The sequence below is a fragment of the Streptomyces sp. NPDC046977 genome (genome assembly GCF_040644455.1).
Taxonomy (GTDB): domain Bacteria; phylum Actinomycetota; class Actinomycetes; order Streptomycetales; family Streptomycetaceae; genus Actinacidiphila.
Map to the genome: position 1 here is coordinate 256,395 of NZ_JBEYWO010000008.1, position 16,756 is coordinate 273,150.

General features: G+C 70.6%; 18 protein-coding genes and 1 tRNA gene. 8 read left to right on the forward strand and 11 right to left on the reverse strand.

The features are described from left to right. Nucleotides 1-6 precede the first annotated feature (6 nt). Nucleotides 7-975, forward strand: coding sequence for an ABC transporter ATP-binding protein (locus tag ABZ883_RS15350; protein WP_360906105.1), 969 nt, complete (start codon nt 7-9; stop codon nt 973-975). A 36-nt stretch (nt 976-1,011) separates the two neighbouring features. On the opposite strand, the gene ABZ883_RS15355 is transcribed toward ABZ883_RS15350, so the two are convergent. Then, nucleotides 1,012-2,124 (reverse strand): aminotransferase class V-fold PLP-dependent enzyme, encoded by a 1,113-nt coding sequence (locus ABZ883_RS15355; RefSeq protein ID WP_360906106.1) that lies wholly within the window; start codon nt 2,122-2,124, stop codon nt 1,012-1,014. Nucleotides 2,125-2,650: 526 nt separating this feature from the next. On the opposite strand from ABZ883_RS15355, the gene ABZ883_RS15360 reads away from it, so the two are divergent. The 5 genes from ABZ883_RS15360 to ABZ883_RS15380 all read left to right on the forward strand — a co-directional run bounded on the left by ABZ883_RS15360 (nt 2,651) and on the right by ABZ883_RS15380 (nt 6,820). After that, nucleotides 2,651-3,958, forward strand: coding sequence for a DUF445 domain-containing protein (locus ABZ883_RS15360; RefSeq protein ID WP_360906107.1), 1,308 nt, complete (start codon nt 2,651-2,653; stop codon nt 3,956-3,958). 425 nt (nt 3,959-4,383) lie between these two features. After that, nucleotides 4,384-5,241 (forward strand): fumarylacetoacetate hydrolase family protein, encoded by an 858-nt coding sequence (locus tag ABZ883_RS15365; protein WP_360906108.1) that lies wholly within the window; start codon nt 4,384-4,386, stop codon nt 5,239-5,241. A 127-nt stretch (nt 5,242-5,368) separates the two neighbouring features. Next, the gene (locus ABZ883_RS15370) at nt 5,369-6,025 is read left to right on the forward strand and encodes an HNH endonuclease (protein ID WP_360906109.1); all 657 of its coding nucleotides are present in this window, start codon (nt 5,369-5,371) and stop codon (nt 6,023-6,025) included. 59 nt (nt 6,026-6,084) lie between these two features. Next, entirely contained in the window at nt 6,085-6,687 is a 603-nt protein-coding gene (locus ABZ883_RS15375; protein ID WP_360906110.1) for an HNH endonuclease signature motif containing protein, read from the forward strand. Between the two features lie 48 nt (nt 6,688-6,735). Continuing rightward, nucleotides 6,736-6,820 (forward strand) — tRNA-Leu (locus tag ABZ883_RS15380). A 55-nt stretch (nt 6,821-6,875) separates the two neighbouring features. Here ABZ883_RS15380 and rdgB read toward each other — a convergent pair. From rdgB to ABZ883_RS15400, 4 genes are all read right to left on the reverse strand, one after another. Further along, entirely contained in the window at nt 6,876-7,484 is a 609-nt protein-coding gene (gene rdgB / locus ABZ883_RS15385) for an RdgB/HAM1 family non-canonical purine NTP pyrophosphatase (RefSeq protein ID WP_360906111.1), read from the reverse strand. Between the two features lie 51 nt (nt 7,485-7,535). Beyond that, nucleotides 7,536-7,943: a hypothetical protein gene (locus ABZ883_RS15390; RefSeq protein ID WP_360906112.1), complete on the reverse strand. Its 408-nt coding sequence runs from the start codon at nt 7,941-7,943 to the stop codon at nt 7,536-7,538. A gap of 57 nt (nt 7,944-8,000) precedes the next feature. Then, the gene (rph, locus tag ABZ883_RS15395; protein ID WP_360906113.1) at nt 8,001-8,747 is read right to left on the reverse strand and encodes a ribonuclease PH; all 747 of its coding nucleotides are present in this window, start codon (nt 8,745-8,747) and stop codon (nt 8,001-8,003) included. 88 nt (nt 8,748-8,835) lie between these two features. After that, nucleotides 8,836-9,069, reverse strand: coding sequence for a PTS glucose/sucrose transporter subunit IIB (locus tag ABZ883_RS15400; RefSeq protein WP_360906114.1), 234 nt, complete (start codon nt 9,067-9,069; stop codon nt 8,836-8,838). Nucleotides 9,070-9,209: 140 nt separating this feature from the next. Here ABZ883_RS15400 and ABZ883_RS15405 point away from each other — a divergent pair, with 140 nt between their 5' ends. Beyond that, a complete protein-coding gene (locus tag ABZ883_RS15405; RefSeq protein WP_360906115.1) occupies nt 9,210-10,535 on the forward strand; it encodes a PTS transporter subunit EIIC in 1,326 nt (441 codons plus the stop codon). A gap of 119 nt (nt 10,536-10,654) precedes the next feature. Next, on the forward strand, nt 10,655-11,908 hold the full coding sequence (locus ABZ883_RS15410) for a PTS transporter subunit EIIC (protein ID WP_360906116.1): 1,254 nt from the start codon (nt 10,655-10,657) through the stop codon (nt 11,906-11,908). A gap of 87 nt (nt 11,909-11,995) precedes the next feature. On the opposite strand, the gene ABZ883_RS15415 is transcribed toward ABZ883_RS15410, so the two are convergent. The 6 genes from ABZ883_RS15415 to ABZ883_RS15440 all read right to left on the reverse strand — a co-directional run bounded on the left by ABZ883_RS15415 (nt 11,996) and on the right by ABZ883_RS15440 (nt 16,451). Beyond that, nucleotides 11,996-12,748: an MBL fold metallo-hydrolase gene (locus ABZ883_RS15415; protein WP_360906117.1), complete on the reverse strand. Its 753-nt coding sequence runs from the start codon at nt 12,746-12,748 to the stop codon at nt 11,996-11,998. Nucleotides 12,749-12,980: 232 nt separating this feature from the next. Further along, entirely contained in the window at nt 12,981-13,931 is a 951-nt protein-coding gene (locus ABZ883_RS15420; RefSeq protein WP_360906118.1) for a cysteine synthase, read from the reverse strand. After that, a complete protein-coding gene (locus tag ABZ883_RS15425; protein WP_360906119.1) occupies nt 13,931-14,218 on the reverse strand; it encodes a MoaD/ThiS family protein in 288 nt (95 codons plus the stop codon). Before ABZ883_RS15425 ends, ABZ883_RS15420 begins: the two co-directional genes overlap by 1 nt. 118 nt (nt 14,219-14,336) lie before the next feature. Next, nucleotides 14,337-14,441, reverse strand: coding sequence for a putative leader peptide (locus tag ABZ883_RS15430; RefSeq protein WP_319664451.1), 105 nt, complete (start codon nt 14,439-14,441; stop codon nt 14,337-14,339). A 66-nt stretch (nt 14,442-14,507) separates the two neighbouring features. Continuing rightward, a complete protein-coding gene (locus ABZ883_RS15435; protein ID WP_360906120.1) occupies nt 14,508-14,933 on the reverse strand; it encodes a M67 family metallopeptidase in 426 nt (141 codons plus the stop codon). Between the two features lie 84 nt (nt 14,934-15,017). Continuing rightward, nucleotides 15,018-16,451, reverse strand: coding sequence for an amino acid permease (locus tag ABZ883_RS15440; RefSeq protein ID WP_360906121.1), 1,434 nt, complete (start codon nt 16,449-16,451; stop codon nt 15,018-15,020). Between the last annotated feature and the right edge of the window lie 305 nt (nt 16,452-16,756).

The following is a 16,756-nucleotide window of genomic DNA, read 5'->3' on the forward strand; positions in this document are numbered from 1 at the left end:
GCCGCCATGACCACCCCCGTCATCGAACTCGACCAGGTCGAGAAGGTCTTCGACGTCCGCCGCAAGACCGGCCTGCTGCGCCGCGAACGCCGCCAGGTGCGCGCCGTCGACGGCCTCACCTTCAGCGTCCCCGCCGGCGAGATGATCGGCTACATCGGCCCCAACGGCGCCGGGAAGTCCACCACCATCAAAATGCTCACCGGCATCCTCACCCCCAGCGCCGGCCGGCTGCGCGTCGCAGGCATCGACCCCTCCCGCGAACGCGCCCGCCTCGCCCGCCGCATCGGCGTCGTCTTCGGCCAGCGCACCACCTTGTGGTGGGACCTGCCCCTGCGCGACTCCTACGAACTGGTCCGCCGCATGTACCGCATCGAGGCACCGCGCTACCGCCGCAACCTCGGCCGCTGCGTCGAACTGCTCGACCTCGCCCCGCTGCTGGACGTACCGGTCCGGCAGCTCTCCCTCGGCCAGCGCATGCGCGGCGACATCGCGGCCGCCCTGCTGCACGACCCCGAAGTGCTCTACCTCGACGAACCCACCATCGGCCTCGACGTCGTCAGCAAGGCCAAGGTCCGCGCGTTCCTCCGCGACGTCAACACCGAGCAGGGCACCACCGTCCTGCTCACCACCCACGACCTCACCGACATCGAGCAGTTGTGCCGCCGCGTCATGGTCATCGACCATGGACGCCTGATGTACGACGGCGGCCTCGCCGGACTGCACGCCATCGGCGAGAGCGAACGCACCCTCGTCGTCGACTTCGCCCACGAACTGCCGCCCGTGGAACTCCCCGGCGCCCGCTGCGCCCGCGTCGACGGCCCCCGCCAGTGGATCGCCTTCCCCGCCACCGCCAGCGCGGCCCCCCTCGTCGCCGAACTCGCCGCCCGGCACGGCGTCGTCGACCTGTCGGTGCGCGAACCCGCCATCGAGGACGTCATCGCCCGCATGTACGCCACCGGCGGCGCCCCCGTGTGACGCCGCCGGCAACCGCCCAGCGGCAGCCCAGGAGGATCAGCGCAGCGAACCCAGCGCCGCCCGCACCCGCTCCACCGCGCCCGACGTGGTCGACGCGTGCGCCGACAACCGCACCGAGTCCGTCCGCACCGACGGCGTGACCCCCTGCTCGTGCAGGGCCTTCGCGATCCGCTCCGGATCGGTGCCGGGCACCGCGAACGACACGATGCCCGCCCGCTCCTCCCGCGCCACCGGCGACAGCACCTCGCCGCCCGCCGCGCGCACCACCTCGATCAGCTCGTCCACCCGCCGCGCCACATGCGCCTCGATCGCGGCGACCCCCGACGACTCCACCAGCTCCAGCGCCACCGCGAAGGCCGCCGCCGTCACCGGACTCAGATTGGTGATGCTCCAGCGCAGCGCGTCGGGCGCCGGCGGATGCTCCGCGTCGTCGAAGACCGCGACGTCCGTCACCCCCGTCCAGCCCGAGAGCGTCGGCTCCAGCCGCTCCAGGGCCCGGTCCGACAACGCGGCGAACCCCGTCGCCCAGCTCGCCCGCAGCCACTTCTGGCCGCCCGCGACCACGACGTCCGCCGCCTGCCAGGGCAGCTCCGCCACACCGAACGCCTGCATTGCGTCGACGATCAGCAGCCGGTCGCCGATCACCTCGCGCAGCGCCGCCAGATCGGCGCGGTAGCCGGTACGGAAGTCCACCGCGCTGACCGAGACCGCCACCACCTCGTCGGTCAGGGCCGCCCGCACCGCGTCCGCGGTCGGCGCCGCGTCCAGCCAGCGCGGCACCGCACGGCCCAGAGCCGCACTGCGCCGCCACGGATAGTGGTTCGCCGGGAAGTCCGCCGCGGGCACCAGGACCGCGCCCCCCGCCAGACCGAACGCCGCGTGGAACAACCCTGTGGAGGCATTGGGCAGCAGCGCCACATGCGCCGCGTCCGTACCCGCCAGCCGGCCCGCCGCCGCCCGCGCCCGCGGCTCCGCCCGCATCAGCTCGTTGACGGTGGTGTGATCGGCCTCCGCGGACTCGGCCAGCGCCGCCGCCGTCGCCCCCAGCACATCACGCGAGGGCGGCCCGTAGCGGGCGAAGTCCAGATAGCCCTCGGGCTCGGTGAAACGCTCGGCGTAACCGGGCAGACCGCCCGCGTGATCCGTCATCGCCGTCCTTTGAATTGCTCGTGAAGTACGTGCGCACCCCGCCCGGGCCCCCTCCCGTCACACCTTCGTGGCGGCGGCAGCCCGCGTCGCCGGGGTGCGGATGACCACCGGAATCGCAGCCGGCGGCATCCTCGTCGGACGGTACGGGTCACGCGGCGCCTTGTCGAAGTCGATCACCGCGCCGCCCCGCCGCCGCACGGCCTCGGTGCCCCCGACCGCCTCCGACGCCGGTGAGCACCACGTTGCGGATCGACCATCCGGGGTACCCGCTCACCGCCGGCCGCAGCCGCACGCCCGTACGGGCCGAGGCGTCCGCACGGCCGACGGACAGCGAGTCCGGCGAGCAGGACACAACCGGTCGTTCCGGCCACGCGGTCCTCAACTCCTGCACAGAGGCGTACCGGAAACCGGCGCGATCCGCGCCCACTCATGATCCCATGGAGGATGCCGGACGGCGGGAACCCGTTGTTCGTTCCAACGGTTGAGAGCGGCGTACGCAAGACGCGAGGGGAAACAAGGACAACGGATGGAGAGGACTCCGGTGACCGGAACGGGCCAGAACGCGACTCCGGCGTTCTCCTACAGCCCCGCCGACGAAGGCAGGCGGCGCGGCGTCCGCCGTATGAAGGTGATCGCCACCGGCCTGCTGCTGGCCGCCACCGTCGTGTACGGCCTCGCCAAATGGGCCGAGTCGGCCGGCGCCGGCGCCTGGAGCGGCTACGTCGCCGCCGCCGCCGAAGCCGGCATGGTCGGCGCGCTCGCCGACTGGTTCGCCGTGACCGCCCTCTTCCGCAGGCCGCTCGGCCTGCCCATCCCGCACACCGCCATCATCCCCACCAAGAAGGACGCCCTCGGCCGCACCCTCGGCGACTTCGTCGGCGAGAACTTCCTGTCCGAGACCGTCGTCCGCACCCGGCTGCGCAAGGTCGGCATCGCCCACCGCCTCGGCACCTGGCTCGAGGACCCCGAACACGCCGAACGCGTCACCGAACAGGGCGCGGCCGCCCTGCGCGGCGCCCTGACCGTACTGCGCGACTCCGACGTCCAGGCCGTCGTCGGCGAAGCCATCACCCGCCGCGCCGACGCCCAGGAGATCGCCCCCGGCATAGGGAAGATGCTGGAACGGATCGTCGCCGACGGCGGCCACCGCCGGATGGTCGACCTGGTCTGCGTACGCGCCCACGACTGGCTCACCGAGCACGGCGACTCCGTCATGAACGCCGTCCAGGGCGGAGCGCCCGGCTGGACCCCGCGCTTCGTCGACCGCAAGGTCGGCGAACGGATCTACAAGGAACTGGTGCGCTTCACCGCCGAGATGCGCGACATGCCCGAACACCCGGCACGAGGCGCCCTCGACACCTTCCTCGCCGACTTCGCCACCGAGCTCCAGTCCGACCCCGACACCCGCAGGCGCGTGGAACGGCTGAAGAAGGACCTCATCGAACGCCACGAGGTGCAGGACCTCATCGAGTCCGCGTGGGGCTCGGTGCGCGGCATGATCGTCGCCGCGGCCGAGGACGAGCGCAGCGAACTGCGCATGCGCGCCCGCGCCTCCCTGCTGTCGCTGGGCGCCCGCATGACCGAGGACCCCCGGCTCACCGCCAAGATCGACGGCTGGCTGGAGGACGCCGCCACCTACGTCGTCACCACCTACCGCGACGAGATCACCGCCCTCATCACCGACACCATCGCCGGCTGGGACCCCGAGCAGACCACCCGCAAAATCGAGGCCAACGTCGGCCGCGACCTGCAGTTCATCCGCATCAACGGCACCGTCGTCGGCGCACTCGCGGGCCTGGCCATCTACACAGTGTCACGGGTCCTCGCGGGATAGCGACGACCATACATCGGAGGAATCCCCGGACCCTGGCCCTCCGCCGCGGAACTCCGCGAGACCTCCGGCGAACGGCGGGACGAAGAGCCCGCACCGCGGCGCTGCGCCCGCCCGTCCCGTCGTGCCGACCCACCGCCGCGCCCGGCGCGACGAGAACCGCGGAGGGATTCGCCACCCCATCCTTCGCGGCCCTTGGCGGGCGTATGACGGCCGCGGCGGAGGCGGCGGCACGGCCCGGCCTTCGCCGTCCTCGCAGGCCTCGTCCCACCCCCTCGCACGCCGCATCGCCGAACCGCACCGCCGTCCGCACCATGGGAAGGGGTTGCGGGCGACACCCCCTGCGCTGGAGGATCACCCAAGACCTCCGATGACCGTCCCCATCGGAAATGAACCATCCGCCTTCCCCCGACCCACCGGAGAGTCTCGTGAAGCTGCTGCGAGTCGGCCCCGCCGGAGCCGAACGCCCGGCCCTTCTCGACCAGGACGGCGTCCTGCGCGACCTGTCCGCCCTCACCCCCGACATCGACGGCACCCTCCTCGCCGACCCCGCCGCCCTCGACCGCATCCGCGAGGCCGCCGAAGCCGGCACCCTGCCCGCCCTCGACACCGACGACCTGCGCACCGGCCCCCCGCTCGCCGGCATCGGCAAGATCGTCTGCATCGGCCTCAACTACCACGACCACGCCACCGAGACCGGCGCCGCCATCCCCGACGAGCCGATCCTCTTCATGAAGGCCCCCGACACCGTCGTCGGCCCCGACGACACCGTCCTCGTCCCCCGCGGCAGCCTCAAGACCGACTGGGAGGTCGAACTCGCCGTCGTCATCGGCCGCGAACTGCGCTACGCCGCCTCCCACGAGGAGGCCCTGGCCGCCGTCGCCGGCTACACCGTCGCCCACGACGTCTCCGAACGCGCCTTCCAGATCGAGCGCGGCGGCCAGTGGGACAAGGGCAAGAACTGCGAGACCTTCAACCCCCTCGGCCCCTGGCTCGTCACCGCCGACGACGTCCCCGACCCGCAGGCCCTGGCCTTGCGGCTGTGGGTCAACGGCGACCTCAAGCAGGACGGCACCACGGCCGACCAGATCTTCCCGGTCGCCGAAGTGGTCCGCTACCTCAGCCAGTTCATGACCCTCTACCCCGGCGACGTCATCAACACCGGCACCCCGGCCGGCGTCGCCCTCGGCCGCCCCGAGCCCAAGCCGTACCTCCGGGCGGGCGACGTCGTCGAGCTCGAGATCGACGGCCTCGGCCGCCAGCGCCAGGTCCTCAAGGACGCCTAGGCCTCCCGGCCCTCCCCGAAGGGCGCCCGGCGCGGTGTGCGCCGGGCGCCCTTCGGCATATGCCCGGACGGCGTAACCGTCGTACGAACGGGTCGTTATTCCGTGCGAAAGTGCAACACCAGATCGCATGGGGGTGGAAGTGCCCACAACTCACTGGACCCGTGAACTCCTGGCCGACGCGGTGGCGTCCTCACGAACGCTGTCGGAAGCCATGGGCAAACTCGGCCTGGACCCGAAGAGCCCGACCCGCAAATACATCAGGTTCAGAATGAGGAAGTTGGGTGTGGACACCTCGCACCTCGAACGGGAAGGGGGCCGTTGGACGCGGGAAATCCTTGCGTCCGCTGTCGCCTCTTGCACGAACATGACGGAGGTGCTGCGCCACTTGGGAGTCGATGTCGTGGGCGGTCAGCACACGCACATCAGCGGGCGGATCCGCGCATTCGGCATCGACACGTCGCACTTCTTCATTACGCCCCACGGATCGCGCCACCGTTCCCCCGACGGCGTCCTGGTCGAGCAGGACCCGAGCACCGCCCGCCGCATGCAGAGCGATCGGCTCAAGCGAGCGATGCTGGCCAAGGGCGTGATCGAGCGCTGCGCGCTCTGCGGCACCGGACCTGAGTGGTGCGACCTTCCACTGCCTCTGGAGGTCGATCACCGCAACGGTGACTGGCGCGACAACCGCCTGCCCAACCTCCGTCTCCTGTGCCCCAACTGTCACTCGACGACGGACACCTATCGAGGGCGGGGCAAGCTGCGCGCCCGGAACGGGGCCCGGTGAACTCCGGCGCCCCGTACACACGCGAATTGCTTGCGCAGGCGGCGGCACAATGCGGCTCCATGGAGGAGGCCGTGGATTTCCTCGGCAGGACCCCCTACGCGAAGCTGCACCGCTACCTCGAAAAGCGATTCGCCGACTTCGGAATCGACATCTCCCACTTCCGGAACCCTTCCGCTCGCGGCCGCAAACGGCCGCGGCCCACGCCGGCGGAACTCCGGGAAGCCGTTGCACACTCCGCTTCCGTGGCCGAGACGCTCCGCCGCATCGGCAGATCCGACGGCGCTCGAACCCGCGCTCTGCTCCGCTCATGGCTGGCTGAAGACAGCCTGGACACCGGCCATTTCCTCGGTCAGGCCCACGGGAACAAGCACGGGACCAGGAACCGCAAATCGGCGGCCGACATTCTGGTCGCCCGCACCAGCGGCTACCGCACCGCGGCCGTACTCCTCCGCAGAGCTCTCGCCGAAACAGGCGTTCCCGCCCGGTGCGCGCAATGCGGTGTCGGCGAGATCTGGCACGGCAGAACGATGACTCTGGAAGTCGACCACATCAACGGCGACCGGCTGGACGACAGCCCGGAGAATCTGCGCCTGCTCTGCCCGAACTGCCACGCCGTGACGGACACATGGTGCCGGGGAGGGATGCGCGCCACCCGCCGTTAAACCGCATGGATCTGCTCAGCCGCCACCCGTTACCATGGGTGGCGGCTAGCGGCGGTGGCGCAGCAGGCGACGCAGCAGACTTAGGATCTGTGGCCCTTGATCGGGCTTGAGGGTTCGAATCCCTTCCGCCGCACCCCTTACGGCCTGTGAATCCAAGGATTGGGTTCACAGGCCACCGTCTTGTGGACTCACCCCACCAGTTCCCGCACCACCGGCACCAGGCCCCGGAAGGCCTGGCCGCGGTGGCTGATGGCGTTCTTCTCCTCCGGGGTGAGTTCGGCGCAGGTGCGGGACTCGCCCAGCGGCTGGAGGATCGGGTCGTAGCCGAAGCCGCCCGTGCCCTCGGGGGTGAAGCGCAGCGTGCCCAGGAGGCGGCCCTCGACGACGTGTTCGGTGCCGTCGGGGAGGGCGAGGGCGGCGGCGCACATGAAGTGGGCGGCGCGGTGGGGGGTGTCGATGTCGGAGAGCTGGGCGAGGAGGAGGGCGAGGTTGGCGCGGTCGTCGCCGTGCTTGCCGGCCCAGCGGGCGGAGAAGATGCCGGGGGCGCCGCCGAGGACGTCGACGCAGAGGCCGGAGTCGTCGGCGACGGCGGGCAGGCCGGTGGCCTGGGCGAGGGCGTGGGCCTTGAGGAGGGCGTTCTCGGCGAAGGTGACGCCGGTTTCCTTGACGTCGGGGATCTCGGGGTAGGCGTCGGCGCCGACGAGTTCCACGCCGAGTCCGGCGTCGGCCAGGATGGCGTGGAGCTCGGCGACCTTGTGGGCGTTGCGGGTGGCGAGGACCAGGCGGGTGTGCGGCATGCCGTGGATTATCGCGTATCCCGGTGGACCGTCCGGCTCGCGGACTTGTGGTCAGGCGGGGGCGCAGATCTTGGTGAGTCCGGCGGCCGCGTCGGCGACGGGGGTGATGTCGGGGGTCCGGCCGGCGTCGGCGGCGGTGCGGGCGTTGTCGACGGCTTTGCGGAGGTCGTCGACGGCCTTGGTGACGTCGGCGTTGTCGGTCTTGTCGCCGAGGGCGCCGAGGTGGTCGGAGATCTGGTCGAGTGCGGTGGCGGCACCTTGCGGGTCGTTGCCCGCGTTGCTCACCGCGTTCTGGAGGTTCTGGACGTCGCCGGCGACCTGGGCGGCGACGGTGGCGCAGTCGAGGGCCTTGTCGACGGCGTCGATGGCGTCGGCGGCGCCGCAGCCGGTGAGGGCGACGGCACCGAAGGCGGTGGCGGCGGCGAGTGCGGCGAGGCGGCGGCGGGTGCGTGAGTGCATGTCAGTACACACGCACCGCACCGCCGCCCGGGTTGCGTTCCGCAGACCTGTTCTTGGTCAGTTCTTGGTGATCTGTTCGAGCTCTTCCAGTGCGGCGCGCTGCAGGGCGTCGAGTTCGGCGCAGCCGCCGACGGCCAGGTCGAGCAGGGAGCCCAGTTCCTTGCGGTCGAAGGGCTGGCCTTCCGCGGTGCCTTGGACCTCGACGAAGCGGCCGTCGCCGGTGCAGACGACGTTCATGTCGGTCTCGGCGCGGACGTCTTCCTCGTAGCAGAGGTCGAGCATGGGGACGCCGTCGATGATGCCGACGCTGACGGCGCTGACGGTGCCGTTCAGGGGCTGGGCCTTGGCGCGCAGGAGTTTGCGGCCGTGCATCCAGGTGACGGCGTCGGCGAGGGCGACGTAGGCGCCGGTGATGGCGGCGGTGCGGGTGCCGCCGTCGGCCTGGAGGACGTCGCAGTCGAGGACGACGGTGTTCTCGCCGAAGGCCCTGTGGTCGATGACGGCGCGCAGGGAGCGGCCGATGAGGCGGGAGATCTCGTGGGTGCGTCCGCCGATCTTGCCGCGTACGGATTCGCGGTCGCCGCGGGTGTTGGTGGCGCGCGGGAGCATGGAGTACTCGGCGGTCACCCAGCCTTCGCCGCTGCCTTTGCGCCAGCGGGGCACCCCTTCGGTGACGGAGGCGGTGCAGAGGACCTTGGTGTCGCCGAAGGAGACGAGTACGGATCCTTCGGCGTGCTTGCTCCACCCGCGCTGGATGGTGACGGGGCGGAGCTGGTCGGGTGTGCGGCCGTCGATACGAGACATGGCGACGAGCCTAGTCGTATGTGCGCCGCGGGCCCGTGCCGGTTGCGGAACGGGCCCCTTGCGGGTGATCAGTTGTGGGGGGCCGGGGTCAGAGCATGTCCTCGATCTCGGCGGCGAGGGGGTCGGCGTCGGTGCCGATGACGACCTGGATGGCGTTGCCCATCTTGACGACGCCGTGGGCGCCGGCGGCCTTGAGCGCGGCCTCGTCGACGAGGGAGGGGTCGGCGACCTCGGTGCGGAGTCGGGTGATGCAGCCCTCGATCTCCTCGATGTTGTCGAGTCCTCCGAGCCCGGCGACGATCTTCTCTGCCTTGCTGGCCATCTGTAGCTCCTGGTTGTCTCGGCCGTTCGGTCCGATTTCACACGGTAGTGCAGGTGTGGACCGCATTTGCGGGGATGCATCTCTGACACAGCCGCGCCGCAACTGGTCTACACCACATTACCCGCCAGGAGGTAGTGACCATGAGCTCGGACGCCGCCGCAGGTCCGCGCCCCGGCCGCAGGTGGACGGGCACGCTCTTCCAGGGGCTGCAGAAGATGGGGCGCAGTCTGCAACTGCCCATCGCGGCACTGCCGGCGGCGGGCATCCTGAACCGGCTGGGGCAGCCGGACGTGTTCGGCTCCGAGGGGCTCGGCTGGGACAACGTGGCGAGGGTGTTCAGCGGCGCGGGCGGCGCGCTGCTGGACGGCTCGCTGGGGCTGCCTCTGCTGTTCGCGGTGGGTGTCGCGATCGGCATGGCGAAGAAGGCGGACGGTTCGACGGCGCTGGCGGCGGTCGTGGGTTTTCTTGTCTATTACGGGGTGCTGCACCAGTTCCCGCAGGAGTGCCCGCCCGGCACGGTGTTCACGCAGGCGAGCGCGATCAGCGGTGCCTGCGTCCCGCCGGGCACGCCGTCGGCGGCGATTCCCGCCGCGTACCAGGATCCGGGGGTGTTCGGCGGGATCGTGATCGGGCTGCTGACCGCCTTCTTCTGGCAGCGCTACCACCGCACGCGGCTGGTGGACTGGCTGGGCTTCTTCAACGGGCGGCGCCTGGTGCCCATCATCATGTCCTTCGTGGCGATCGCCTTCGCGGCGCTGTCGCTGTGGGTGTGGCCGCCGGTCGGCAGTGGCCTGACGAGCTTCAGCCAGTGGCTGAGCGATCTGGGGTCGTGGGGCGCGGGCATCTTCGGGGTGGCGAACCGGGCGCTGCTCACGGTGGGTCTGCACACGTTCCTGAACGTGTTCGTGTGGTTCCAGTTCGGCGACTTCACGAAGCCGGACGGCCAGGTGGCGCACGGGGACATCAACCGGTTCCTGGCGGGCGACCCGACGGCGGGGCAGTTCATGTCGGGCTTCTTCCCCGTCATGATGTTCGCGCTGCCCGCCGCGGCGCTGGCCATCACGCACTGCGCCCGCCCGGAGCGCCGCAAGGAGGTGGGCGGGCTGATGCTGTCGGTGGGGCTGACCTCGCTGGTCACGGGGATCACGGAGCCGGTGGAGTACTCCTTCTTGTTCGTCGCGCCGGCGCTGTACGCGATCCACGCGGTGCTGACGGGGGTGTCGATGGCGGTCACCTGGGCGCTGGGGGTGCACGACGGTTTCAGTTTCTCGGCGGGTCTCATCGACTACGTCGTGAACTGGTCGCTGGCGACGAAGCCGTGGCTGATCGTCCCGGTCGGGCTGGTGTTCGCGGCGGTCTACTACGGGCTGTTCCGGCTGGTGATCACGCGGTTCGACCTGGCGACGCCGGGGCGGGAGCCGGTGGAGGTCGCGGAGGAGATGGCGCGGGACAACCTCAAGGCGTAGCGGAGGGACCACGCTCCGAAATGTGGTCTAGACCACACAGAGCCAAACGTTCCTCTGCGCGTCAAGTGCATGTTAAGACTGGTCTACACCACTGAGTGGTTCAGACCAGGAGGAACTCCATGACGACCGCCACCCCGACGGCGGCTCCCGCGGCGAAGAAGCGGGGCTCCGGCCTTTTCCAGGGCCTGCAGAAGATCGGCCGCAGCCTCCAGCTGCCGATCGCGGTCCTGCCGGCGGCGGGCATCCTGCTCCGCCTGGGGCAGCCCGATGTCTTCGGGGCCGACGGCCTCGGCTGGGACAAGGTGGCCTCCGTCTTCGCGACCGCGGGCGGTGCCGTCTTCGACAACCTCCCGATGCTGTTCTGCATAGGCGTGGCCATCGGCTTCGCCAAGAAGGCCGACGGCTCGACCGCGCTCGCGGCTCTCGTGGGCTTCCTGGTCTACAACAACGTCCTGAAGGCCTTCCCGGTCACCGAGGCGAAGGTCCAGGCGGGCGCCGACATCGCCGCCACGTACAACAACCCGGGTGTGCTCGGCGGCATCGTGATGGGTCTGCTCTCCGCCGTCCTGTGGCAGCGCTTCCACCGCACACGGCTGGTGGACTGGCTCGGCTTCTTCAACGGCCGCCGGCTCGTGCCGATCATCATGGCCTTCGTCGGCACCCTGGTCGGTGTCTTCTTCGGCCTGGTCTGGGAGCCCATCGGCGACGCCATCAGCAACTTCGGCGAGTGGATGACCGGGCTCGGCTCGGTCGGCGCGGCGCTCTTCGGCCTGATCAACCGCGGTCTGCTGCCGATCGGCATGCACCAGTTCGTGAACTCGGTGGCCTGGTTCCAGCTCGGTGACTTCACCAACTCCGCGGGCACCGTCGTGCACGGCGACCTCACCCGGTTCTTCGCCGGTGACGGCAGCGCCGGACAGTTCATGTCGGGCTTCTTCCCGATCATGATGTTCGGCCTCCCGGCCGCGGCCCTGGCCATGGCCCACACGGCCCGGCCCGAGCGCCGCAAGGCCGTGCTCGGCATGATGCTCTCGCTCGCCCTGACCTCCTTCGTCACGGGTGTCACGGAGCCGATCGAGTTCTCCTTCATGTTCATCGCGCCGCTGCTCTACGCCATCCACGCGGTGCTGACCGCGGTGTCGATGGCGGTCACCTGGGCGCTCGGCGTCCACGCGGGCTTCACGTTCTCGGCGGGCGCGATCGACTACATCCTGAACTGGAACCTGGCGACCAAGCCATGGCTGATCATCCCGATCGGCCTGTGCTTCTCGGTGATCTACTACGTGCTCTTCCGCTTCGCGATCGTGAAGTTCAATCTCCCCACCCCGGGCCGTGAGCCCGAGGAGGAGATCGAGGACCTCACCAAGGCCTAGCGACGCGACCGCGCGGACGTACGCAGGAGGCCCCCGGAACCCGCTGGGTTCCGGGGGCCTCGCGCGTGCCGTGGCGGGCCGGCGGCGTCAGATCTCGTAGACCGCGCCCGCCTTCGCCAGTTCGACCGGGCCGTCGTAGACCGCGCGGGCGTCGTCGAGGTTGACCTGGGGGTCGGTCCACGGCGGGATGTGGGTGAGGACGAGGCGTCCGGCGCCGGCGCGGTCGGCGTACTCGCCGGCTTCGCGGCCGTTGAGGTGCAGGCCGGGGATGTCCTCCTTGCCGTGCGTGAAGGAGGCCTCGCACAGGAAGAGGTCGGTGCCCTCGGTCAGGGTCGCCAGGGCGTCGCTGCGGCCGGTGTCACCGGAGTAGGTGAGGGTGCGGCCGGCGTGCTCGATGCGGAAGCCGTAGGCCTCGACGGGGTGGCTGACCGTGTCCGCGGTGACGGTGAAGGGGCCGAGCCGGAACGCACCGGGTTCCAGGGTGCGGAAGTCGAAGACCTCGCTCATGCACTTCTCGTCGGGTACGTCCCCGTAGGCGCTCGCGAGGCGGCGCTCGGTGCCTTCCGGCCCGTAGACGGGGATGGCGTGGGCGGGGCCGCCCTCGTGGCGGTAGTAGCGTGCGACGAAGTAGCCGAGCATGTCGATGCAGTGGTCGGCGTGCAGATGGCTGAGCAGGACGGCGTCGAGGTCGTAGAGACCGCAGTGGCGTTGCAGCTCGCCCAGGGCGCCATTGCCCATGTCGAGCAGCAACCGGAAGCCGTCGGCCTCGACGAGGTAGCTGGAGCAGGCCGAGTCCGCGGACGGAAACGACCCCGAGCAGCCGACGACGGTGAGCTTCATGTGCAGAAACCTCCGTGGATTGTTCCGGGGGTCTTGCGTTGGCGCGCCACGATGCCCCATTCCGTACGGGAATGGGGGGAGGGCGGGTGCGACCCGCCATGTGCTTGAGCGTAAGGCGCCCGGGCTGCCCGTGCTCCTCTGCGGAGCCCCGTTGTGGGCGGAATCACCAGTACGGCGCCCTCGTCGCCGGAACTTCGCCGGGACGGGGGCGCCGCTGGGGGGTGCGCGGGGTTCAGGCCCAGAGCTGGCCGTGCAGGGCGGCGACGGCCGCCTCGGTGGACTCGGCGGTGTAGATGCCGGTCGACAGGTACTTCCATCCGCCGTCGGCGACGACGAACACGATGTCGGCGCGCTCGCCCGCGCGTTCGGCCTTGCGGGCGACGCCGAGGGCGGCGTGCAGGGCGGCGCCGGTGGAGACCCCGGCGAAGATGCCCTCCTGCTGGAGCAGTTCGCGGGTGCGGGCGACGGCGTCGGCGGAGCCGACGGAGAAGCGGGTGGTGAGGACGGACTCGTCGTAGAGCTCGGGGATGAATCCCTCGTCGAGGTTGCGCAGTCCGTAGACGAGGTCGTCGTAGCGCGGCTCGGCGGCGACGATCTGCACGCCGGGGACCTTCTCGCGCAGGTAGCGGCCGACGCCCATGAGGGTGCCGGTGGTGCCGAGACCGGCGACGAAGTGGGTGACGGAGGGGAGGTCGGCGAGGATCTCGGGGCCGGTGGTCGCGTAGTGGGCGCCGGCGTTGTCGGGGTTGCCGTACTGGTAGAGCATCACCCAGTCGGGGTGCTCGGCGGCCAGTTCCTTGGCGACGCGTACGGCGGTGTTGGAGCCGCCGGCGGCCGGGGAGGGGATGATCTCGGCGCCCCACATGGTGAGCAGTTCGCGGCGCTCGGAGGAGGTGTTCTCGGGCATGACGCAGACCATGCGGTAGCCCTTGAGCTTGGCGGCCATGGCCAGCGAGATGCCGGTGTTGCCGGAGGTGGGTTCCAGGATGGTGCAGCCGGGGGTGAGGCGTCCGGAGCGTTCGGCCTGCTCGATCATGTGCAGGGCCGGGCGGTCCTTGACGGAGCCCGTGGGGTTGCGGTCCTCCAGCTTGGCCCAGACGCCGACCTCGGCGGACGGGGACAGGCGCGGCAGCCGTACCAGCGGGGTGTTGCCGACGGCTGCCAGCGGGCTGTCGTACCGCATCAGGCCATTCCACCCGCGACGGCGGGGAGGATGGTGACGCTGTCGCCGTCGGTGAGCTTGGTGGAGATGCCGTCGAGGAAGCGGACGTCCTCGTCGTTGAGGTAGACGTTCACAAAGCGCCGCAGGTCGCCGCCGGCGGCGGTGTCGACGATGCGCTCGCGGATGCCGGCGTGGCGGGTGTCGAGGTCGGTGAGGAGCTCGTCGATCGTGCTGCCGCTGCCGTCGACGGCCTTGGCGCCGCCGGTGTAGCTGCGAAGGATGGTCGGGATGCGGACCTCGATGGCCATGCGGGGCTCCAGTCGGAAGGGCTCGTGTGGTGCGGGCGGCGGTGCGGCGTCCCGGTGTGCGCGGCCCGGTGGACGGGGTCCGGTGGGCGGCCCGGAGCGCGCGGGCGGGGTCGGCGCGTCAGGGGCGGGGACATGCCGCGCCGGCGAGGCGGCACAGGTCGACGTACAGCCGCGCCACGAGCAGGGTGCCCGGCGCTTTGTCGCTCACGTCGTGGAGAACCATGGGGTCATCGTATCGATTCCCCCCGGCCGTCAGAGGTGGTCGTCCCATGATGCGGACGTGGCCGTCTCAGGCGTAGGAGTCGACGATCTCGACGGGTTCCTCGGTGACCTGGCCGTCCACGATGCGGAAGGAACGGAACTGGAAGGGCCCGGAGTCGTCGGTGTCGGCGGTGGAGACCAGCACGTAGTGCGCGCCGGGTTCATTGGCGTAGGAGATGTCGGTGCGCGAGGGGTAGGCCTCGGTGGCGGTGTGCGAGTGGTAGACGACCACCGGTTCCTCGTCGCGGTCGTCCATGTCGCGGTAGAGCCTGAGCAGGTCACCGGAGTCGAACTCGTAGAACGTGGGTGAGCGGGCGGCGTTGAGCATGGGGATGTGCCGCTCGGGCCGGTCGCTGCCGGCCGGTCCCGCGACGACGCCGCACGCCTCGTCGGGGTGGTCGGCACGGGCGTGGGCGACGAGGGCGTCGTGGAGGGCACGGGTGAGGGTCAGCATGGTCGTCAGGATATGCAGTCGGTCTCCGTACGGGAGTACGGAGACCGACTGCCGGACACCGGGCGCGGGGGCCGGCCGGCGGGGCTACTTCTGGGCGAAGGCCAGTGGCTGGTCGGTGGGGGTGCGCCGCTTGGCGGCCTGGTAGCCGACGGCGAGCACGGCGAACCACACGAGCCACACGTACAGGCCGAGCCGGGTGTCGGGGTCGATCGCCATGAGGACGACGACGAGCAGCAGGGCCGCGATGGAGAGCCAGTTGGTGACGGGGGCGCCCGGCATCCGGAAGTCGGAGGCGGGCAGCAGCCCGGCGCGGACCCGGGCCCGGTACCGCAGGTGGGCGGCGAGGATCATGGTCCAGGTCCACAGTCCGGCGCAGGTGGCGACCGAGGTGATGTACAGGAAGGCCTTGCCGGGCGAGACGACGTTGACGATCACGCCGATGCCCATGACCAGGGTGGATCCGACGAGTGCGGGCAGCGGCAGGCTCCGGCCGCTGAGGTTGCCCATGGGACGGGGTGCCTCGCCGTTGACGGCCAGGCCGCGCAGCATGCGGCCGGTGGAGTAGATGCCGGAGTTGCACGAGGACAGGGCTGCGGTGAGGACCACGAAGTTCATGATCCCGGCCGCTCCCGGGATGCCGACCTGGGCGAAGACCTGCACGAACGGGCTGACGCCTGGGGTGTACTTGGTCCAGGAGAAGACCGACAGCAGGACGATCAGCGCGCCGACGTAGAAGATGCCGATGCGCACCGGGAGGGTGTTGATCGCCTTGCGCAGGGTCTGCTTGGGGTTCTCGGCCTCGCCCGCGGTGATGCCGACGAGTTCGACGCCGAGGTAGGCGAAGATGACGCCCTGCATGGCGAGCATGGCCTGCCAGGCGCCGTGGGGCGCGAAGCCGCCGTCGGCCCACAGGTGGGTGACGGAGGCGGTGTCACCGGCGGAGGAGAAGCCGAAGGTGAGCACGCCGACGCCGATGACGATCATGGCGATGATGGCGGTGACCTTGATGCAGGAGAACCAGAACTCCAGCTCGCCGAAGACCTTGACGGAGACCAGGTTCGCGACGAAGAGCACCACGAGCGCGACGGCGGCGGTGGACCAGACCGGGATCGCCGGCCACCAGAAGTTGATGTACGCGCCGGCGGCCGTGACCTCGGACATGCACGCGGTGACCCACAGCGCCCAGTACGACCAGCCGGTGGCGAAGCCGGTGAAGGGCCCGAAGAACTCGCGGGCGTAGTCGGCGAAGCTGCCGGAGGTGGGGCGGTAGGTGAGGAGTTCACCGAGGGCCCGCATGATGAAGAAGATCACCACGCCGGCGGCGGCGTAGCAGGCGATGAGGCTGGGGCCGATCTTCGCGATGCCGGTGCTGGAGCCGTAGAAGAGGCCGGTGCCGATGGCGCCGCCGATGGCGATCATCTGGACCTGGCGGGCGTTCAGTGCCCGCTTGTAGCCCTCCGCTGTCGCGGTTCCCTCGGCCCCGCTGCCGGATTCGTGCTCGACCTGCGTCGAGGTCATGTCTGCTGTGCCTTTCTCCATGCCCGGCCGGCCGTGTACGGCTCGGCAGGGCTCCGATCCCCCCGGATGGCTGGAGGTGCACGCCGGGGTCGACCGGCCACGCGACCGACCGCGACTTGGGGTGGCGTCGCGGCCGGTGGTCGAGGATTCGTATCACGGGGCGGGCGTCGGGCACGCAGCGCAAATGTGTCATACGTCTCAGGGAGAGGCGGACAAAAGGTGCGCCGAACGGGAATGCGGCCGCCCGCGGTGACGTGATCGTTATCCGGATTTGAGCGCCCTCTGAGCGGACGGGGGGGCGTACG